The organism is Streptomyces sp. NPDC093598 (genome assembly GCF_044764825.1).
GTDB lineage: Bacteria > Actinomycetota > Actinomycetes > Streptomycetales > Streptomycetaceae > Streptomyces.
On record NZ_JBIWIV010000002.1, the window covers coordinates 382708 to 402938 of the forward strand.

Genomic DNA, 20231 nt, shown 5'->3' on the forward strand with positions numbered 1-20231 from the left:
CGGCGGTCGGCTGTTCATCGCGATGCCACCCGCAGTGCACCCGGCGGGCGGGCATTGTCAGTGGCGCGTGTTGTCATGGAGGGGTGATCGACAGCAACGAAACCATCGAAGAGTTTCTCGCAGAGCACGCCACCGACGTCGAAGAGGCGATCCGCAAGGTGGCCGCCACCGAGATCATGCCGCGATGGCGCCAGCTCGCCGCGCACGAGGTCGACCAGAAGAGCGGCCCGCACGACCTGGTGACCGACGCCGACCGCAAGGCCGAGCTGTATCTGACCGCAGCGCTGGGTGCCCTGCTGCCCGGCTCGGTCGTGGTCGGCGAGGAGGCGGTGCACGCCAACCCGGCGTCGTACGAGGCGCTGCGCGGCGACGCCCCGGTCTGGATCGTCGACCCGGTCGACGGGACCCGGCAGTTCGTGCGCGGCGAGGCCGGATTCTGCACCCTGGTCGCGCTGGCACTGGGCGGCACCCTGCTCGCGTCCTGGACGTACGCGCCCGCCCGTGACCGGCTCGCCACCGCCCAGCGGGGCAAGGGCGCCCACCTCGACGGGCAGCGGCTGTTCGCCGGTGTGCCGGAGCCCGGCCGGGACCTGCGCGTGGCCACCTCCCACCCGGACTACACGACGGACGAGGAGAAGCACGCCCTGCTCTGCCTGCGCACCGACGGTGTGGAACCCCGCCCGTGCGGCTCGGCCGGACTGGAGTATCTCGCCATCGCCCGCGGCGAGTTGGACGCCGTCGCGTTCTCCTGGGAAGCCGCCTGGGACCATGCGGCCGGTCTGCTGCTGGTGGAGGAGGCGGGCGGCGCCCACCTGACCCGCGCGGGCGCGCCGTTCCGCATCACGGGCGGCAATGTGCTGCCCTTCACCGCGGCCCGCGACGCGGCCACGGCCCGCAGGGTGGCGGGCCTGCTGTCGGGAGGGTCCTGAGCACCGAGCCGTCGCCCGACGCACACAGACGACTACCCGGCGTGTGCAGGCGGGGGCGTCCAAACCCCGCAAAGCGGCCTTCCGTACCGGAAATCACCCGCGGCCGGTGACGGACAGTCCCCGGGCATATCCTGAACCTCAGTGGCCGTCGGCTGACGAAGGGGTCCGAAGGTGCAGTCGATGCTCGATGCCGTCGTAGTGGGTGCGGGGCCGAACGGACTGACCGCGGCCGTGGAGCTGGCCCGCCGCGGCTTCTCCGTCGCCGTCTTCGAGGCCCGGGGCACCGTGGGCGGCGGAGCCCGCACCGAGGAGCTCACCCTCCCCGGCTTCCGGCACGACCCGTGCTCGGCGGCCCACCCGCTCGCCGTCAACTCCCCGGCGTTCCGCGCCCTGCCGCTCGAGCGTTACGGCCTGGAGTGGCTGCACGCCGAGCTGCCCATGGCGCATCCCTTCCCGGACGGCAGGGCTGCTGTGCTGGCCCGGACGGTCGGTGAGACGGCGGCCTCCTTCGGCCCGCGCGACGCCGGCGCGTACCGCAGGCTCGTCGAGCCCTTCCTGCCCAAGTGGGACACCCTCGCCCGGGACTTCATGTCCCTGCCGCTGACCGCGCTGCCCCGCGACCCGGTGACCCTCGCCCGCTTCGGCCTGGCCGGGCTGCCCCCGTCGACGCTGCTGATGCGCCGCTTCCGCGACGAACCCGCCAAGGCCCTGTTCTCCGGGCTCGTCGCCCATGTCATGGCACCGCTCAGCGGCTTCGCCACCGGCGCCATCGGCCTGGTCTTCGCCCTCGCGGCGCACGCCCGCGGCTGGCCCGTCGCCCGTGGCGGCTCCCAGTCCCTCTCCGACGCCCTCGCCGCCTACCTGCGCGACCTCGGCGGCAGCGTCCACACCGACTACGAGGTCAAACGCCTGGACGACCTGCCGCCGGCCCGGGCGTACGTCTTCGACACCTCGCCCACCGCCCTGGCCCGCATCGCCGGGTTCGGCACCCACTACGGCGGCTACCGCTACGGGCCGGGCGTCTTCAAGGTCGACTACGCCCTGGACGGCCCCGTGCCGTGGACCGCGAAGGAGGCCCGGGCCGCCGGCACGGTGCAGGTCGGCGCGGACAGCGCGGAGATCGGCGCGGCCCTGCGCGCGGCGTCCCGGGAGGGCCGGGCCCCCGACAAGCCGTTCCTGATCACGGTGCAGCCGAGTGTCGTCGACCCGACCCGGGCCCCGGCGGGCCAGCACGTCTTCTGGGCCTACGGGCACGTCCCGAACGGCTGGACCGGCGATCTCACCGACGCCATCGAGCGCCAACTGGAGCGCTTCGCCCCGGGGTTCCGCGACCGCGTGCTGGCCCGCGCCACGGCCGGCCCGCCCGAACTCGCCGCCCGCAACGTCAACTACGTCGGCGGGGACATCGCCTCCGGCGCGGCCTCCGGCCTCCAGCTCCTGCTGCGCCCGAAGCCCACCCTGTTCCCGTACCACACCCCCCATCCGGCCGTGTTCATCTGCTCGTCGGCGACTCCGCCGGGCCCCGGAGTGCACGGCATGTCGGGGCACAACGCGGCCAAGGCCGTCTGGAAGCGGCTGAGGCAGACATGACGGCCATCCAACTGGTCCGGGGCGACATCACGCGCGAGAGCGTCGACGTGATCGTCAACGCGGCCAACTCGTCACTGCTGGGCGGGGGAGGGGTCGACGGGGCGATCCACCGCCGCGGCGGCCCCGCGATCCTGGAGGACTGCCGCAGGCTCCGCGCGGCGCACCTCGGCAAGGGCCTGCCCACCGGCCGGGCCGTCGCCACCACGGCGGGCGGTCTGGACGCCCGCTGGGTCGTCCACACGGTCGGCCCGGTGTTCAGCACGACCGAGGACCGCTCCGGCCTCCTCGCCTCCTGCTACCGCGAGTCGCTCCGTGTCGCCGGCGAACTCGGCGCCCGTACCGTCGCGTTCCCCGCGATCTCCACCGGCGTCTACGGCTGGCCGATGGACGACGGCGCGCGCATCGCGGTCGAGACCGTACGGGCGGCGGACACGTCGGTCGAGGAGGTCAGGTTCGTCCTCTTCGACGAGCGGGCGTACGAGGCCTTCGCCGCGCACCTGCGCTGAGGCACGGGTCGGCGGCGCTCAGACGGGCTCGGGCTCGAAGTGCCGCAGCAGGTCCCGGCCGGGCTGGACGACACCGTAGGTGCTCTCCGGTACGGCGTTCCAGACGCCCGGCAGATCGCCCAGCGGCTCCGACACGACCAGCCGGGTCTCGTCGGAGACATGGTTCAGGAAACCCAGGTCGGGGTGGAGGGCCCGCACGTCCTCCACCCGGCTGCTGTAGTAGAGCGACCGCGATCTTCCCGCGCTGGAGTACCGGAAGAACCACACCCGCTCCCCGTCGGTCACAGCGACGGTCATCTGGAGCGGCTGCGGGACTCCGTGCTCGCGGCCCAGCCGCTCGATCAGCCCCGTCATCCGGGCCACCGCACCCGGCGGATCGCGGTCCAGCCCCAGGGTGAGCGCCACGTGGAACATCACCTCGGAGTCCGTCGTGCCCTCCAGCGACGGGAACAGCCCCGGGTCCACGGCCAGCATGAGATCCCGGCGCAGTTCACGGAACCCGTCGATCGCCCCGTTGTGCATCCACATCCAGCGCCCCTGGCGGAAGGGATGGCAGTTCGTCTGCTGCACGGCCGAGCCGGTCGAGGCGCGCACATGGGCGAAGAACAGCGGCGAGCGGACGTGGTCGGCGATCTCCCGCAGGTTGCGGTTGCTCCAGGCCGGGCCGGTGTCGCGGATGACGGCGGGCGTGCGCAGGTGCCACGCGTACCAGCCCACGCCGAAGCCGTCGCCGTTGGTGGTCTCGACCCCCATCCGCGCGTGCAGGCTCTGGTCGATCAGCGAGTGCTCCGGGCGGTAGAGGACGTCGTCCAGCAGCACGGGAGTGCCTGAGTAGGCGAGCCAGCGGCACATGGCCGATACCCCTGTTCCGAGCCGCCCGGGCCCCCGGGCGCGCGCGACTCCGTAGGTGGTGTGTGGACCTCAGGAAACTCCGGTCGCGCCGGGGACGCATCGCCCGCCGCGGGTGGTTGTGCGCAGCGTGCCCGGGCGGGCGCGGAGAACGACAGGGAGCCCCGGGACGTCGATCCCACGAGCGCTCCGCTCCCGCACTCGGCCCGGGCGATCACTCCGCCGCCGCGTGGATCCGGCCCGAGCGGGCCGCCGCGCCCAGCGCCTCGAAGTCCCGCTCGTTCTGCTCGGCGTACGCCTGGGCGAACAGGGTGAGCGCGCGGTCGAAGCGGTCGCCGCCGCCCAGGTAGGCCGCGATGGCGACGGGGTCGCCGGAACGGGCGTGGGCCCGTGCCAGGCTCGCCCCGCACAGCTGCCCGAACAGCCGGAGCAGGCCCGGGTTCATGGTCTCCGGCCGGGCGATGCCCTTCCAGTCCCGCAACTGCCGTACGTAGAAGTCCCGCTCGTGCCCGTCGAGCCCCACCGCGTGGGTCCAGCCCAGCAGGATGTCGCTGGTCGTCTGGATCAGCCGCTGTCCCGCCACCACACGCCGGCCCTGGTTGTCCCAGCGGTCGCCGCCGCTGTGGGCGGCGAGCACCGACTCCTGGGCCTCCTTGGCCTGGAGCAGCAGCGGATCGTCGTCGTCCCGGCCGAGGAGCAGCACGATCCAGCAGCGGGTGCCGACACTGCCGACCCCGACCACCTTGCGGGCGATGTCCACGGGACGGTACCGGCGCAGCAGATGCCGGCGCTCCGACGACAGGGTCCGGGCGTAGCCCTCCAGTACGGCGTGCAGTTCCTTCTCCCGGCCGTGCGGCGAGGCGTCGGTCACCAGGTCCCGCAGCGGAGTGATCAGCGGCGGGTCCGGCGTGATCCGCCGCCCCTCGGCCGTGGTCCGGGTGAGCTTCGCGTAGGCCTGCAGGTGGGTGCGGGTCCGGGCGTTCGCCGTGGCCTTCGCGGTGCGGCGCCGGGCCTCCTTGGACATCGACGCGGTCATCAGCTCCCGCATGCGATCGGCGTCGTCCTGGGCGTACCAGATGTCCAGGGTGCGCATCCCGGCGAACTGCCGCATCCGCCGCCGGTAGGCACGGACACACGTCTCCACCGCGCTGTTCTGCTCCGCCGCCGAGAAGCCGTTGGCCCGGCCCGCGATGGCGAAGCTGGCCGCGAGCCGTTTGACGTCCCACTCGAAGGGCCCGGCCAGCGTCTCGTCGAAGTCGTTGATGTCGAAGACCAGATGGCGCTCCGGCGAGGCCAGCAGCCGGAAGTTCAGCAGATGGGCGTCCCCGCACAGCTGCACCCGCAGCCCGGTGGCCGTGGTGGCCCCGAGGTCCGCAGCCATGATCCCCGCAGCGCCGCGGTAGAAGCGGAACGGGGACTCGAGCATGCGGCCGTAGCGGATCGGCACCAACTCGGGTACGCGGGTGGCCGACTGGCTCTCCACCACCTCGACCGGGTCGAACCGGTCCGGCCCCGCCTCGAACCCGGCATGGGACGACCGTGGCACCCGCCGCCGCGCGTCCCGGCCCGCGGCCGCCCGCTCGGCCGGTGACATGAAGGTCGTGAAGGGGCTCGGTACAGTCATGGCTCAGCGCTCCGGCCGCGAGGGGAAGTCGTCCGAGGGCTCCCGGCCCTGCCGGCGCAGTCCCGCCTGCGCCGGCGAGGAGCCGTGCCGCCACGCCCAGCAGCAGCCCGCAGGTCGGCAGGACCGACGCCGCTCGTGCCGCGTCCGTCCCAGGGGCAGCACGCAGTAGACCGTGACGAGCCCGGCCGCGATGAGCGCGGAACGCACGAGGGCCGTGACCGCGGCACGCCGCCGACGCCCCGGCCGCCGCCGGTGCGGCGCCTCCGCTGAATCGTCCATCGCGCGTCTCCCGGTCTCGGTCCCGCCCCGGCACCCGGGCACCCCACCAGGCCCGCACCACCACCTCAGCCTTCCGGCGCCCCGTGCGGATCACCCGCCACGGGTGAAGCAGCCCGGCCCGGCCCCGGGCAGGCTGGGGTCGACGGGGACGGCTGCCGGGCGTGCCCCCCGGGACGGAGGACCGACATGAGCGCGCAGAACCCGTCGTCCTGCCCTTCCTGGGCGTGTTCGTCCTCGTCCTCGCCCGCGGCCGGGACAGGGGCCGCCGGGAGACCGACCGGGCTCGCGCTCAGCAGCAGGCCCTCGACAGCTGCATCAGGGAGACCGCCCGGGGCGGCGAGGCCCGGCCCGGCAGCGTCGACGAGCTCGCCAGGCTGTCCGAGATCCGCTCTCGAGGCGACATCACGGACGAGGAGTTCCGCAGGGCGAAGGAGCTGGTGCTGAGCGGCTCCGGAGCAGCGGGCGCCTCCACCCCCGTCCCCCACCTCCGGTCGCTGACCGCGGCCGGCCCGGCAGAAACGAGGCAGCAGATGACCGCCACACACCCTACGCACGGGCGCACGACGGCGAAGCAGGACCTGGCCACCGGCATGATGGTCTTCGCGGCCGTCATGCTCATGATTGCCGGGATCCTCGCCGTGATGCGCGGCATCGCGGCGATCGCCGAGGACGAGGTCTTCGTCTCGACCCGCAACTACATCTTCGAGTTCGACCTCACCGGCTGGGGCTGGATCCACCTCATCCTGGGCGTGGTCGCCGTGCTCGTCAGCATGGGCCTGTTCCAAGGGGCGGGCTGGGCGCGCGTCGCCGGCGTGGGCATCGCCGGGCTCGTCATCATCGCCAACTTCCTCTCCCTGCCGGCTTACCCGGTCTGGTCCGTGGTCATGATCGCGATGTCCGCGTTCATCATCTGGGCCCTGTGCACCCCACGCCGGGGTGACGCCTGAGCCGTCGCGGCTCAGGCCCGCGTGCGGACCAGGAGCAGGGCCACATCGTCGTCCGGTTCGGGACTCAGCGCGCTGAGCAGACTGTCGCTCGCGCGCTGAAGACTGGGTCCCGCGTTGCGCAGCAGGCGGGTCAGCGTGTCGAGGCCGGCGTCGATCGGCTCCGCCCGGTTCTCCACCAGCCCGTCCGTGTACAGGGCGAGCAGGGAGCCCGGGGCGAGTTCCACTTCCACCGTGCCGAACTCCACGCCGCCGACCCCGAGCGGCACACCGCCCGGCACGTCGATGAGCTTCGCACTGCCGTCCGCCCCGGCGAGCACCGGTGGCAGATGCCCCGCGCTGGACAGCTCACAGGTGCCGCGCCGCAGGTCGCACACCGCGTAGACGCAGGTGGCGATCGCGTCCCCGAGCGAGCCGGCGATGTCGTCGAGGTGCCGCAGCAATTCGGCCGGCGGCAGGTCCAGCCGGGCCAGCGCCCGTGTCGCCGTGCTCAGCTGCCCCATGATCGCCGCGGCCTGGACGCCCTTGCCCATGACGTCCCCGACGACCAGCCCGGTGCGTCCCGGGCCCAGCGGCAGGACGTCGTACCAGTCGCCGCCGACCTCGCTGAGGGCCGGGCGGTAGCGGGCGGCGATCTCCAGCCCCTCCCGCTCGGCGGGCGTGCTGGGCAGCAGGCTGCGCTGCAGGGTCAGGGCCGTTCCGCGTTCGCGGCCGTAGAGGCGGGCGTTGTCGATGCAGATCGCGGCGCGGGCGGCGAGTTCCGAGGCGAGCACCCGGTCCCGGTCGTCGAAGGGGCGCTCGTTGACCGTGCGGTACAGCGAGAGCGTGCCGAGCACCTTGCCCCGGGCCATCAGCGGCAGGGCCAGGTAGGAGTGCGCACCGGCCTCGTGCAGGGCCTTGGCGGCCCGCGCGTCCCGGGCCAGACGGCGCAGCATCTTGCCGTCCACCCGCTCGACCAGGACGGGGCGGGCGCTGCGGACGCACTGCGTGATGATCCGCGACGATCCGTACGTGGCCAGCTCGCCCACCGGGTCGGCGGCGTGGATGGCGTCGGTGGCGTAGCCGGCCGCGACGGCCAGCGCGCGGAACTCGGCCGGGGCGCCGCCCGTCACGGGCACGATGGTGCCGCCGGCCACGACGGACTCCAGGACGTCGACGGCGGCCAGGTCCGCGACATGCGGCACGACCACGTCGGCCAGTTCGCGGGCGGTCTGCTGGAGGTCCAGCGTGGTGCCGATCTTCACACCCGCGTCGGCGATCACCGACAGGTGCTGGCGCGCCTGCGCGACCTCGGCCGCGGCCTGCTGGCGCTCGGTGACGTCCAGCACGGCCATCGCCAGTCCGAGCACCCGGCCGTCGGTGTCCTCGATGCGGTGGTACGACTCCGAGTAGGCGCGGTCCTGGACGTCCGCCGCCGTCCGGCCGACGGTCTGCTGGTCGAGCAGCGGCCTGCCGGTCTCCAGGACGTGCCGCATCCGGGCCTCGATGGCCGCCACGTCCAGACCGGGCAGCACCTCGCCGATCCGGCGTCCCAGCACGGCCTCCTCGGGCACGCCGTTGATCCGCTCCAGCGCGGGATTGACCCCGACCCACCGCAGGTCGTTGTCGAAGACGGCGATGCCGAGCGGAGTCTGGTTGACGAGGCTGTGCGAGAGGGCCAGGTCCCGCTCCACCTGCCGTACGGTCGTCGCGTCCGTGGCGAGTCCCAGCAGGTGGGGCTGCCCCTCGGGGTCGAGCAGGCGCATCGTACGGAACTCCACGGCGCGTTCCGTGCCGTCGCGGTGCCGCAGCGGGAAGACACCGGCCCACCGGGCGCCCGTGCTGACCTGGGCGAACAGCTCCCTGCCCCGGGGCCGGTTCTCGGGGGACACCAGGAGGGTGTCGGCACGCTGGCGCAAGGCCTCCTCCGCGGTCCAGCCGAGCAGCTGCTCGATCTCAGGGCTCCACAGCGCGATGTGCCCGCCCGCGTCCAGGACCACGGCCGCGACCTTCAGCAGATCCAGCAGCCCGCCGGGCGCGGCCGTGACGGCGACGTGGTCCGAGGTCGCATACCCGTTCATGCGGGCCGCTCCTTCCGGCGCGGCAAAGGTACCGCCAAGATCTGTTGCGGGGCTGTCCGATGAGGTCACATTACGGTTGGGGGAGCGGCACTGTCGCGCCGAAATGCCAAATGTCCGCGGGCCGGCGCACGCGGTGGGAGGGAGCGGCATCGTGGGGGACCGGACGCTGCGGGAGAGCCTGGCCACCGCGTCGGGGACCGTGCGCTGGGACCGGCTCGGCGACCTTGGGGGCGAGCCGGTCGTGCTGCTGCACGGGACGCCCTTCTCGTCGTACGTGTGGCACGAGATCGCCCCCGCCCTCGCCGCCGCCGGGCACCACGTGCACGTCTGGGACATGGCGGGCTACGGCAGCTCCGCCATGCATCCCGGCCAGGACGTCTCACTGGCCGCCCAGGGCCGGATCTTCACAGAGCTGCTCGCCCACTGGGGACTGGAGGAGCCGGCGGTCGTCGCACACGACTTCGGCGGCTGCGTGGCCCTGCGGGCCCATCTGCTGCACGGGGCCCGCTACCGGCGGCTCGCGCTGGTCGACCCGGTGGCCCTGAAGCCCTGGGGTACCCCCTTCTTCCGGCTGGTCGGGGAGCACAGCCGGGTCTTCGAGCAGCTCCCGGCAGCGCTGCACGAGGCCCTGGTGCGCGAGTACGTCTCCTCCGCGAGCCATCTCGGTCTGCGGCCCGCCACGCTCGACGCGCTGGTCGGACCCTGGACGGGTGAGGAGGGCCAGGGCGCCTTCTACCGGCAGATCGCGCAGGCCGACCAGCGCTACACCGACGAGATCCAGCCGCTCTACCCGACGATCGACCTGCCGGTCACGGTGTGCTGGGGCACCGAGGACACCTGGATCCCGCTCGCCAAGGGGGAGGAACTCGCCGCCCTGATCCCGGGTGCCCGGCTGGTGCCCGTCCCGCGGGCCGGCCACCTCGTCCCGCTGGACGCGCCCGCCCGGCTGACGAGCGAGTTGCTCTCCTTCCTCACGGCCAGGGCCTGAGAGCCGTCTGACGCCGGATAACCATCAGGACCGCACAAAGTCCGACGGGGTCATTGCTTCGGTTGTGTTCGAGTCCTAGGGTGTGCCTGCTCAGCAGTTGCTCCGTCACCGTCAGTTGCACGCGTACCAACAGAAACTCCCAACAATGATGGGCAGTTGGGGGTCGCATCTGACATGCCCTCAGTCCGTGCAGCACCCTGTCGAACCGAGGAAGGCCACGGTCATGCCGCACCCGCACCCGCACCCCTCTCCCGCCGACCGGCCGGTCGTCAGCCGCCGCCGGCTGCTGGAGTCAGGAGCCGCCGTGCTCGGCGCGCTCGCCCTGTCCGGGCCGCCCGGCGCGGCGCACGCGGCCGGCCGGCGCCCGGCGGCGGACGGCCCGCCGGAGTGGAACGACGGCCTGAACGTGTACCGGGTCGGCACCCAGCCGCCGCACACCACTCTCATGCCGTACGCGGACCTCGGACAGGCCCTGAAGGGCGACCGCGAGCGCTCGCCGTACCGCCTGAGCCTGGACGGCACCTGGAAGTTCGCCTACGTGGACCGCCCCGACGACCGGGACACCGACTTCCACCGCACCGACCTCGACGACTCCGGCTGGGACACCATCCCCGTGCCCTCGGCCTGGCAGATGCACGGCTACGACTTCCCGATCTACGTCAACATCACCTACCCCTGGTGGGGCCCCAACGGCCGCGGTGAGGACGCCCAGCCGCCGGCGGCCCCGACCCGCTACAACCCCGTCGGCCAGTACCGCCGCACCTTCACCGTGCCCCGCGACTGGAAGGGCCGGCGCACCTTCCTGCACTTCGAGGGCGTCAAGTCCGCGCACTACGTGTGGATCAACGGCGAGCTGGTGGGCTACCACGAGGACTCCTACACCTCCGCCGAGTACGACATCACGCCCCACCTCAAGCCGGGCACCAACCAGATCGCCGTCGAGGTGTACCGCTACTCCGACGCGGAGTGGCTGGAGGACCAGGACATGATCCGGCTGAGCGGCATCTTCCGCTCGGTCCACCTGTACTCCACGCCCCAGGTGCACCTGCGCGACTTCAAGCTGGACACCCCGCTCGGCGACGGCTACACCTCCGCCGAGCTCAAGGTCACCGCGCACGTCCGCGACTACGGCGGCAGGGGCGCGGGCCGCCACACCGTCGAGACCCAGCTCTACGACGCGCGCGGCCACGCCGTCTGGTCCCGGCCGCTGAACCAGCCCGTCGACGTCCCGGACGGCGACGAGGCCACCGTCGAGGCGTCCCGAGCCGTCCCCGCGCCGAAGCTGTGGTCGGCCGAGCACCCGAACCTCTACACCGCCGTGCTGCGCCTGCGCGACCCGGCCGGCAAGGTGGTCGAGACCCTCTCGCACCGGGTCGGCTTCCGCGAGTTCGCGCTCAAGGACGGCCTGATGCGCATCAACGGCAAGCCGGTCTCCTTCCGCGGCACGAACCGGCACGAGATGCACCCCGTCACCGGCTCGGCCCTCACCCGCGCGCAGATGGTCGAGGACATCGAGATCATCAAGCGGCTCAACATCAACAGCGTCCGCACCTCGCACTACCCCAACAGCCCCCTGTGGCTGGAACTCGCCGACGAGTACGGCCTGTACCTCGTCGACGAGACCAACCTGGAGACCCACGGCATCCGCGACACGTTCCCGGGAAGCGGTCACCCCGAGTGGACCGAGGCCTGCGTGGTCCGCGCCCAGAACATGGTCCACCGCGACAAGAACCACGCCTGCGTGGTCATCTGGTCCCTCGGCAACGAGGCGGGCGGCGGCACCACCTTCAACGCCATGCACGACTGGATCCGCTCCTACGACCCCACCCGCGTCATCCAGTACGAGGGCGACGACCGCCCGGGCATCAGCGACATCCGCTCCGAGATGTACGACAGCCCGCAGCGGGTCGAGCAGCGCGCCAAGGACACGAACGACACCCGGCCGTACGTGATGATCGAGTACTCCCACGGCATGGGCAACTCCAACGGCAACTTCAAGAAGTACTGGGACATCGTCCGCCGCTACGACGTCCTCCAGGGCGGCTGGATCTGGGACTTCGTCGACCAGGCCCTGCGCTGGCCCACCCCCACGCGCAAGCTGCTGACCGAGTCCGGTCCGGGCGCGCTGCGCGGCGAGATCATGGCACCGGCCGGCACCTTCGACCGCGCCAAGGGTGTCTCCGGCGGCACCGTGTTCCCCCGCGACACCCGCCTCGACCTCACCGGCTCCCTGACACTGGAGGCCTGGGTCACTCCGGACGTCACCGGCGGCCATCAGCCCGTCATCGCCAAGGGCGACACCCAGTACGCCCTCAAGCAGACCGACAAGAACCTGGAGTTCTTCATCCACGGCGGCGGCCAGTGGATCACCGCGAGCTGGGCGCTGCCCGACGGCTGGACGGGCAGGGAGCACCACATCGCCGGCGTCTTCGACGCGGACGCGGGCACACTCGCCCTGTACGTCGACGGCCAGGTGCGCGGCACCCGGACCACCACCCGCCGCCCCGCCGGCAACACCGCGTCCCTGTCGCTCGCCACCGACATCGACAACCCCACCCGGGAGTTCAGCGGCACCATCCGCCGGGCCCGGGTGTACGCCCGCGCACTGAGCGCGGCGGAGCTGGCCTCGGACACCCGGAAGCCGGACGACGAGGGCGTGCGCTTCTGGTTCGACGCGGCCACCGTCGGCTTCACCGAGAAGCGCCCGCGCGACAAGACGTTCTACGCGTACGGCGGCGACTGGGGCGACAACCCCAACGACGGCGCCTTCGCCGGGGACGGCATCGTCCTGCCCGACCGCACGCTCACGGGCAAGTCCGCCGAGGTCAAGCAGATCTACCAGGCCGTCAACGCCACCCCGGCCCCGGGCGGCCCCGGCGCCCTCACCCTCACCAACGAGTACCTGTTCACCCACCTCCGTGAGCTGGACGGCCGTTGGTCCCTCGTCGCCGACGGCGAGGTCGTCCAGCGCGGCCGGCTGACCCGCGACCAGCTGAACGTCGCCCCGCTGAGCAGCAAGGACATCAAGGTCCCGGTACGGCTTCCGGCGAAGCCCGAGCCCGGCACGGAGTACTTCCTCCAGCTCTCCTTCACCACCAGGGAAGCCACCAAGTGGGCGAAGGCCGGCTTCGAGGTGGCCAAGCAGCAGCTCGCCCTCGACGCGGGCAGCCCCGCTGTGAAGCCCGCACCGCTGCGCGGCGTGCCCGCCCTCCGCCACACCGAGGGGGACACGGCCGTCACCGTGAAGGGCAAGGGCTTCGCCGTCACCGTCGACAAGAGCACCGGCACCATCACCTCGTACGAGGCGGGCGGCACCCCTCTCATCACCTCAGGCCCCGTCCCGAACTTCTGGCGCGCACCCACCGACAACGACCGCGGCAACGGCCAGCACACCCGCAACCAGACGTGGCGCGACGCCGGAGCCGAGCGGAAGGTGGCCGACGTACGGGTACGGCCCCTGGACGACCGGGCCGTCGAGATCACCATCACCGGCACGCTGCCCACCAGCACCGAGTCCACGTACAGCACGACGTACACGGTCTTCGGCAACGGGGAGATCAAGGTCGACAACACCCTGCACCCGGGCGCGGCGAACCTGCCGTACATCCCGGAGGTCGGCACCCTGCTGTTCCTGCCGCGGGGCCTGGACCGGCTGCACTACTACGGCCGGGGTCCCGAGGAGAACATGTGGGACCGCAACAACGCCACCGACGTGGGCCTGTACTCCGGCACCGTCTCCGGGCAGTGGACCTCCTACCTGCGCCCCCAGGAGAACGGCAACAAGACCGATGTCCGCTGGGCCGCGCTGACCGACGGCAGGGGGCGCGGACTGCTGGTCTGCGGTGAGCCGCTGCTGGAGGTCAACGCCTCGCACTTCACCCCCGAGGACCTGTCCGTCGGAGCCCGCCACGACTACCAGCTCACCCCCCGGGACGCGGTGGTCCTGCGGCTCAACCACCGCCAGATGGGCGTGGGCGGCGACAACAGCTGGGGAGCGCACACCCACGACGAGTTCAAGCTGTTCGCGGGCCGCGACTACGCGTACACCTACCGGCTGCGACCGCTGGCGCGGGTGAGCGAGGCGATGGAGGCCTCGCGACGGCCGACGGCCACCGGCTGAGAACCCCTCGTGCGACAGCGGCGCCGCCTCAGTCGGCGGCGTCGCTGATGCCCAGGCGCAGATGCTCCACGTGATAGACGGCCTGGTCGAGCAGCTCGGCGACATGGTGGTCGTGCAGCGCGTACACCACCGAACGGCCCTGTCGCTCGCCCACGACCAGGCCCAGATTGCGCAGCAGCCGCAGCTGGTGCGAGCAGGCCGACTGCTCCATGCCCACCTCGGCGGCCAACTCAGTGGCCGGCAGCGGGCCTTCGCGCAGCCGCGCCAGGATCAGCAGCCGGGAGGGCGTGGACAGGGCCTGGAGCGTGGTGGCGACCTTCGCGACGTTGTCCGCGTCCAGGCGTACGCGCTCGCCGGCGTCCTGCACGGGGGTGACGGCTCCATGACCCATGACGTCATCGTACCGGCCCCCGCACGAACACATGAATGAATCTTCATCTGTCCCGGTGGGGCGGTGCCGCGCGGGCACGTCCATGTCGGATTCTCGCCAGCCCCGCGCCGCCCGGTGCCGGATGCTGGACCCATGCAGATGGGGATGCACACCGACACCGAGCGCTGCGTGCGCGCCGTCCGGTCGAAGGACGCGCGGTTCGACGGCTGGTTCTTCACGGCCGTCCTGACCACCGGCATCTACTGCCGTCCCAGCTGCCCGGTGGTGCCGCCCAAGCCGGAGAACATGGTCTTCCACCCCAGCGCTGCGGCGTGTCAGCAGGCCGGGTTCCGGGCCTGCAAGCGCTGCCGCCCCGACACCAGCCCCGGCTCCCCGGAGTGGAACCAGCGCGCCGACCTCGTGGCCCGCGCCATGCGGCTGATCGCCGACGGGATCGTGGACCGCGAGGGTGTGCCCGGACTCGCCGGCCGGCTCGGCTACAGCACCCGGCAGGTCGAGCGGCAGTTGCTCGCCGAACTGGGCGCGGGCCCGCTCGCGCTCGCCCGCGCCCAGCGCGCCCAGACCGCCCGGCTGCTCATCGAGACGACCGCCCTGCCCATGGCGCAGATCGCCTTCGCCGCGGGCTTCGCCTCGATCCGCACCTTCAACGACACGGTCCGCGAGGTCTTCGCCCTGTCCCCGAGCGAGCTGCGCGCCCGCGCCCCGAAACGGCAGGGCACAAGCACACCCGGGGCGCTGTCCCTGCGCCTGCCGTTCCGCGCCCCGCTCAACCCCGACAACCTCTTCGGCCACCTCGCCGCGACGGCCGTGCCCGGCGTGGAGGAGTGGCGCGACGGCTCCTACCGGCGCACCCTGCGCCTCCCGTACGGCCACGGCATCGTGGCCCTCACCCCCAACCCCGACCACATCGCCTGCCGCCTCACCCTCAGCGACCTGCGCGATCTGACCGTCGCCATCAGCCGCTGCCGCCGCCTGCTCGACCTGGACGCCGACCCCGTCGCGATCGACGACCAGCTCCGCACCGACCCGGTGCTGGCGCCCCTGGTCGACAAGGCGCCCGGGCGGCGCGTGCCGCGCACGGTCGACGAGGCCGAGTTCGCCGTCCGCGCCGTGCTCGGCCAGCAGGTCTCCACCGCCGCCGCCCGCACCCACGCGGCCCGCCTGGTCACGGCGCACGGCGAACCGGTCGAGGACCCGGAGGGCGGCCTCACCCACCTCTTCCCGGCCCCCGAGGCCCTCGCGGCGCTCGACCCGGACACCCTCGCGATGCCGCGCACCCGCCGCGCGACCTTCACCACCCTGGTCCGCGGCCTCGCCGACGGCGACCTCCACCTCGGCGTGGAGAGCGACTGGCCGAGGACCCGCGCCCAGCTCCTCGCCCTGCCCGGCTTCGGCCCCTGGACGGTGGACGTCATCGCCATGCGCGCCCTCGGCGACCCCGACGCCTTCCTCCCCACCGACCTCGGAATCCGCCGCGCCGCGAGGGAACTGGGCCTGCCGTCCACCCCGGCCGCGCTCACCACCCGCGCGGCGGCCTGGCGCCCCTGGCGGGCCTACGCCGTCCAGTACCTCTGGGCGACCGACAGCCACCCGATCAACTTCCTTCCGGTATAGGGACGTTCGATGAAGCAGCACACCGTGACCGACAGCCCGTACGGCCCCCTCACCCTCGTCGCCGAGGACGGCGTCCTGTGCGGCCTCTACATGACCGACCAGCGTCACCGCCCGCCGGAGGAGACCTTCGGCACCCGCGACGACACCCTCTTCGCCGAGGCGGAGGAGCAGCTGAAGGCCTACTTCGCGGGCGACCTCAAGGAGTTCACCGTTCCCCTGCGCCTGACCGGCACCCCGTTCCAGCGCACCGTCTGGGACCAGTTGCGCCGCATCCCCTACGGCGAGACCCGCACATACGGCCGGCTCGCCGACCTCCTCGGCGCTCCCGCCGCCTCCCGAGCGGTCGGCCTCGCCAACGGCCGCAACCCGATCGGCATCATCGTCCCCTGCCACCGCGTCATCGGCGCGAACGGCAGCCTGACCGGGTACGGGGGCGGGCTGGAGCGCAAGCAGCGCCTGCTGGACTTCGAACGCGGAGCCGCGCTGTTCTAGGGGGTGTCTTTGAGGCCGCGCAACAGCTTCGGCAGGGCCGTGCCGATCGGGTCACGGACGATCTCGTCGGCCCGGTCGTCGTACGGGGTCGGCTCGGCGTTGACGATGATCAGGCGCGCGCCGTGGTCGGCGGCGACACCGGCGAGCCCGGCGGCGGGCTGGACCTGAAGGCTCGAACCGACGGCGACGAAGACCTGGCAGGCCTTGCTGATGGCGGCCGCCTCGCCGAGGACGACGGGGTCGAGCCGCTCGCCGAACATGACCGTCGCCGGCTTCAGGATCCCGCCGCACTCCCGGCACGCCGGGTCGTCCTCACCGGCCTCGACCCGGGCGAGCGCGTCCGTCATCGGGCCGCGGGCGTGGCAGCCGGTGCAGACGAAACTCCGTGCCGTGCCGTGCAGTTCGAGCACCTTGCGGTCGGGCATCCCGGCGAGCTGGTGCAGCCCGTCCACGTTCTGCGTGATCACCCGCACCGGCACGCCGGACCGCTCCAGCTCCGCCACCGCCCGGTGCGCGGCGTTGGGCTCCGCCTGCACCGTCCGGTTCTCGCGCCGCATCCGCCAGGACCGGCGCCGGATCTCCGGATCGCCCATGTAGTACGCGTACGTGACCAGCTTCTCGGCCTCGGGGTCCCGCCGCCACAGCCCGTTCGGCCCGCGGTAGTCCGGGATCCCGGAGTCGGTGCTGATACCGGCACCGGTGAGCAGGGCGACGAGGGGCTTGGCCATGGCACCGAGAGTAGGCCGGGGCGCCGGACGGCGGCGAGCGGATATCGGACGGGACGCCGAGGAGTGACGGGCCAGACGCGGCCGGTCAGAACACCCGCCGGCCGTTCTCCAGTTCCGCCGTGCCCGACCCGTCCGCCAGGACGTCGAGGGCCGCCAGGACCCGGCCGCAGTGGGCGGCCGACAGGTACTCGGTCAGTTCTTCGCGCGCCACCAACCGCCAGGACAGCAGCTCCTCCTCCTGGAGGTGGATCGCCTTGCACTCGTCCTCGCTCAGCACCCCACCGTCGTACAGGTACGCCACCAGGGGCGGACGGCCCGCGCCCTGCACCCAGTCCACCGTCAGCAGCCGGCCGAGCTCACGGTCGAGACCGATCTCCTCGGCCGTCTCGCGGCGCGCGCCCTGCCGCGGGGTCTCGCCGTCATCGGACTCGACGGTGCCGCCGGGCAGCGCCCAGCCCTCCCGGTAGCTGGGCTCGACCAGCAGCACACGGCCCTCGCCGTCCCGGAACAATGCGGCGGCGCCGGCCAGGACGCGGGGCAGGGACGCGATGTAGGCGGCGAAGTCAGGAGAGGAAGTCATCGGTGCAGGGTAACCACCCGATCCCGCCTCATCCCCCGGCTGTCACGCCGCCGGTTCCGCCAGCCGCAGCGTCCGCTCCGCCAGTTGGCTGATCCGCACCCCGTCGAAGCCGAACACGGCGCTGCGGACCGTGTCCTCCAAGGGGAGCTTCCACTGGTCGGGGATGGCCTCCGCCCCGCCGAACACGCCCGCCACCGAACCCGCGGTCGCGCCGTTGGAGTCGGTGTCCAGGCCCCCGCGGACGGTCAGGGTGATGGTGCGGGTGAAGTCGCCGTCACCGTAGAGCAGACCGGCGGTGAGCACGGCCGCGTTCGGGACGACGTGGATCCAGCCCATTCCGGCGGTCTCCTCGGCGACCGTGGTGAGCGTGTCCTCCCAGGACATCCGGGTGTCGTGCAGCGAGACCACCCGGCGTACCGTGCGGGCGAGGCGGCTGCTCGCCGGGATCACGGCCAGGGCCTCGTCGACGGCGTGCCGCACGGTGGGCGCCGTGAACGACGCCGCGATCAGCGCCGCCGCCCACATCGCCCCGTAGACCCCGTTGCCGGTGTGCGAGAGCACCGCGTCCCGACGGGCCAGGGAAGCGGCCCGGCGCGGCCCGCCCGGGCAGGTCCAGCCGAAGATGTCGGCGCGGATCAGGGCGCCGATCCACTCCTGGTACGGGTTGTCGTACGTCGCGGTCAGCGGCGGCTTCAGCCCGTTGGCGAGGTTGCGGTACGCGGCCCGCTCGGCGGTGAACGTCTGGAAGTACGGCAGCCGCAGCAGCCACAGGTCGCCGACCTGCTCGGTGCTGAAACCGAAGCCGTGCGTCTCCAGCAGATCGAGGCCGAGGATCGCGTAGTCGACGTCGTCGTCACGGCAGCTGCCGTGGATGCGGCCGCGGACGCAACTACGCCACTCGGGGCGCAGCGCGGCCCCCTCGTTGTCGCCGGCCGGCTCGGGCAGGTAGTCGGTCAGCGGCAGGGCGGCGGCCTGCCTGAGGTAGCGGTCGATGCGGTCGCGTGTCCACAGCTCGCCCTGCTCGACCGGCTTGCCGAGCATGTTTCCGGCGATGCGGCCCGTCCAGCCGCCGAGGATGCGGCCGGCCAGGTCTGTCTCGGTGTGCGCAAGGGACATGGTTACGGTCTACCCGCATCCGCGGCCGCGGGCGCGTCGTGGTGGTTCGCGCTGTTTCCCCGCGCCCCTGGGGGCGTCGGTCCAGGGGGTGGGCAGAGGCTGACGGCGGGGGCGTCCTCCGGTTAAGGTCACAGCGGCGCGACTGGCCTTGACGTGCGTGAGGGCCCGGAGAGCAAGGGGAGTGCAAGTGGCGGACGCTGCAGTGAGCGATACCCGGAAGGCACAGCGGGTGCTCGTCGCCGCGGACAAGTTCAAGGGGTCGCTGACGGCCGTGGAGGTCGCCGAGCGGGTCACGGCCGGGCTGCGCCGCGTCCTGCCGGACCTCGAGGTCGAGGCGCTGCCCGTGGCCGACGGCGGCGACGGCACCGTGGCCGCGGCGGTCGCGGCCGGGTTCGACCGCCGGGAGGTACGCGTCGCCGGCCCCCTCGGCGACGAGGTGACGGCGGCGTTCGCGCTGCGCGAGGGCACCGCGGTCGTGGAGATGGCCGAGGCGAGCGGGCTGCAGCGGCTGCCCGCCGGGGTCTTCGCCCCGCTCACGGCGTCCACGTACGGCTCCGGCGAGCTGCTGCGGGCCGCCCTGGACGCGGGCGCCCGCACGATCGTCTTCGGGGTCGGCGGCAGCGCCACCACCGACGGCGGCGCCGGGATGCTGTCCGCGCTGGGCGCCCGGTTCCTGGACGCCGACGGGGAGCCGGTCCCCCCGGGCGGCGGCGGACTCGCCGAGCTGGCCACCGCCGACCTGTCGGGACTCGACCCGCGCCTCGGCGAGGTCGAGCTGGTCCTCGCGAGTGACGTCGACAACCCCCTGACCGGCCCGAAGGGCGCGCCCGCGGTCTACGGCCCGCAGAAGGGCGCCTCGCCGGACGACGTGGAGGCCCTGGACAGCGCCCTCGCGCACTTCGCGAAGGTGCTGGAGGGAACGGCCGGCCCTAAGGCGGCCGAGTACGCGGCTTCGCCGGGTGCGGGCGCGGCGGGCGGCATCGGCTACGGCGCCCTGCTGCTGGGCGCCCGGTTCCGTCCCGGCATCGAGGTGATGCTCGACGTCCTGGGCTTCGCCCCCGCCCTCGACCGTGCCGTCCTGGTCATCACCGGCGAGGGCTCCCTCGACGAGCAGACCCTCCACGGCAAGGCCCCGGCGGGCGTCGCCGCGGCGGCCCGTGCGGCCGACAAGGAGGTCGTGGCGGTCTGCGGCCGCCTCGCCCTGCCCCCGGAGGCCCTGGGCCGGGCAGGGATCCGCCGGGCCTACCCCCTGACGGACGCGGAGCCGGACGTGGCGAAGTGCATCGCGGAGGCGGGCCCGATCCTGGAACGGGTGGCGGAACGCATCGCCACGGATTTCCTGACCTGAGGCAGCGCTTCCCGCCCGACCGTGTCGACGGCCCCCCCCCACGAGCAAAGGGCCCCGAACCGAAAACCGGTCC

The 20231-nt window shown here is 73.0% G+C and carries 17 protein-coding genes; 9 read left to right on the plus strand and 8 right to left on the minus strand.

Translation table 11 applies throughout. The features are described 5' to 3' along the window. Positions 1–83 precede the first annotated feature (83 nt). The 3 genes from ACIRDU_RS07750 to ACIRDU_RS07760 all read left to right on the plus strand — a co-directional run bounded on the left by ACIRDU_RS07750 (position 84) and on the right by ACIRDU_RS07760 (position 3025). Positions 84–929 carry an inositol monophosphatase family protein gene (locus tag ACIRDU_RS07750; protein ID WP_403575840.1) on the plus strand — a complete coding sequence of 282 codons (846 nt, stop codon included), beginning with the start codon at positions 84–86 and terminating at the stop codon, positions 927–929. 180 nt (positions 930–1109) lie between these two features. Further along, entirely contained in the window at positions 1110–2519 is a 1410-nt protein-coding gene (locus ACIRDU_RS07755) for a phytoene desaturase family protein (protein ID WP_403575842.1), read from the plus strand. Then, positions 2516–3025 carry an O-acetyl-ADP-ribose deacetylase gene (locus ACIRDU_RS07760; protein ID WP_403575844.1) on the plus strand — a complete coding sequence of 170 codons (510 nt, stop codon included), beginning with the start codon at positions 2516–2518 and terminating at the stop codon, positions 3023–3025. The genes ACIRDU_RS07755 and ACIRDU_RS07760 overlap by 4 nt, the downstream gene beginning before the upstream one ends. Positions 3026–3043: 18 nt before the next feature. Here ACIRDU_RS07760 and ACIRDU_RS07765 read toward each other — a convergent pair whose 3' ends face one another. The 3 genes from ACIRDU_RS07765 to ACIRDU_RS07775 form a co-directional block, all read right to left on the minus strand. After that, entirely contained in the window at positions 3044–3877 is an 834-nt protein-coding gene (locus tag ACIRDU_RS07765; protein WP_403575846.1) for a class II glutamine amidotransferase, read from the minus strand. A gap of 211 nt (positions 3878–4088) precedes the next feature. Next, complete coding sequence (locus tag ACIRDU_RS07770; protein ID WP_403575848.1) at positions 4089–5498, minus strand: DUF2252 domain-containing protein; 1410 nt, start codon at positions 5496–5498, stop codon at positions 4089–4091. Between the two features lie 3 nt (positions 5499–5501). Beyond that, positions 5502–5777, minus strand: coding sequence for a hypothetical protein (locus ACIRDU_RS07775; protein WP_403575850.1), 276 nt, complete (start codon positions 5775–5777; stop codon positions 5502–5504). 530 nt (positions 5778–6307) lie between these two features. Between ACIRDU_RS07775 and ACIRDU_RS07780 the strand changes: the two genes are divergently transcribed. Further along, the gene (locus ACIRDU_RS07780) at positions 6308–6724 is read left to right on the plus strand and encodes a hypothetical protein (protein WP_403577301.1); all 417 of its coding nucleotides are present in this window, start codon (positions 6308–6310) and stop codon (positions 6722–6724) included. Between the two features lie 11 nt (positions 6725–6735). Here the strand turns inward: ACIRDU_RS07780 and ACIRDU_RS07785 are convergent, their stop codons facing one another. Then, on the minus strand, positions 6736–8781 hold the full coding sequence (locus ACIRDU_RS07785; RefSeq protein ID WP_403575852.1) for a SpoIIE family protein phosphatase: 2046 nt from the start codon (positions 8779–8781) through the stop codon (positions 6736–6738). Positions 8782–8932: 151 nt separating this feature from the next. Between ACIRDU_RS07785 and ACIRDU_RS07790 the strand changes: the two genes are divergently transcribed. Both ACIRDU_RS07790 and ACIRDU_RS07795 read left to right on the plus strand, forming a co-directional pair. After that, on the plus strand, positions 8933–9769 hold the full coding sequence (locus ACIRDU_RS07790; RefSeq protein ID WP_403575854.1) for an alpha/beta fold hydrolase: 837 nt from the start codon (positions 8933–8935) through the stop codon (positions 9767–9769). A gap of 223 nt (positions 9770–9992) precedes the next feature. Then, positions 9993–13889: a glycoside hydrolase family 2 TIM barrel-domain containing protein gene (locus ACIRDU_RS07795; protein WP_403575855.1), complete on the plus strand. Its 3897-nt coding sequence runs from the start codon at positions 9993–9995 to the stop codon at positions 13887–13889. A 28-nt stretch (positions 13890–13917) separates the two neighbouring features. On the opposite strand, the gene ACIRDU_RS07800 is transcribed toward ACIRDU_RS07795, so the two are convergent. Then, the gene (locus ACIRDU_RS07800) at positions 13918–14280 is read right to left on the minus strand and encodes a metalloregulator ArsR/SmtB family transcription factor (protein WP_359629283.1); all 363 of its coding nucleotides are present in this window, start codon (positions 14278–14280) and stop codon (positions 13918–13920) included. A gap of 144 nt (positions 14281–14424) precedes the next feature. Between ACIRDU_RS07800 and ACIRDU_RS07805 the strand changes: the two genes are divergently transcribed. After that, positions 14425–15894 carry an AlkA N-terminal domain-containing protein gene (locus tag ACIRDU_RS07805; protein ID WP_403577303.1) on the plus strand — a complete coding sequence of 490 codons (1470 nt, stop codon included), beginning with the start codon at positions 14425–14427 and terminating at the stop codon, positions 15892–15894. A gap of 9 nt (positions 15895–15903) precedes the next feature. Then, positions 15904–16386: a methylated-DNA--[protein]-cysteine S-methyltransferase gene (locus tag ACIRDU_RS07810; protein ID WP_403575856.1), complete on the plus strand. Its 483-nt coding sequence runs from the start codon at positions 15904–15906 to the stop codon at positions 16384–16386. Here the strand turns inward: ACIRDU_RS07810 and ACIRDU_RS07815 are convergent. From ACIRDU_RS07815 to ACIRDU_RS07825, 3 genes are all read right to left on the minus strand, one after another. After that, positions 16383–17114 (minus strand): SIR2 family NAD-dependent protein deacylase, encoded by a 732-nt coding sequence (locus tag ACIRDU_RS07815; RefSeq protein ID WP_403575857.1) that lies wholly within the window; start codon positions 17112–17114, stop codon positions 16383–16385. The genes ACIRDU_RS07810 and ACIRDU_RS07815 overlap by 4 nt on opposite strands. Positions 17115–17199: 85 nt before the next feature. Next, a complete protein-coding gene (locus ACIRDU_RS07820) occupies positions 17200–17694 on the minus strand; it encodes an NUDIX domain-containing protein (RefSeq protein ID WP_403575858.1) in 495 nt (164 codons plus the stop codon). Positions 17695–17736: 42 nt separating this feature from the next. Then, positions 17737–18810, minus strand: a complete 1074-nt coding sequence (locus ACIRDU_RS07825) for an ADP-ribosylglycohydrolase family protein (RefSeq protein ID WP_403575860.1) — start codon at positions 18808–18810, stop codon at positions 17737–17739. A gap of 229 nt (positions 18811–19039) precedes the next feature. Here ACIRDU_RS07825 and ACIRDU_RS07830 point away from each other — a divergent pair, with 229 nt between their 5' ends. Beyond that, positions 19040–20158, plus strand: a complete 1119-nt coding sequence (locus ACIRDU_RS07830) for a glycerate kinase (protein ID WP_403577306.1) — start codon at positions 19040–19042, stop codon at positions 20156–20158. Positions 20159–20231: the final 73 nt, after the last annotated feature.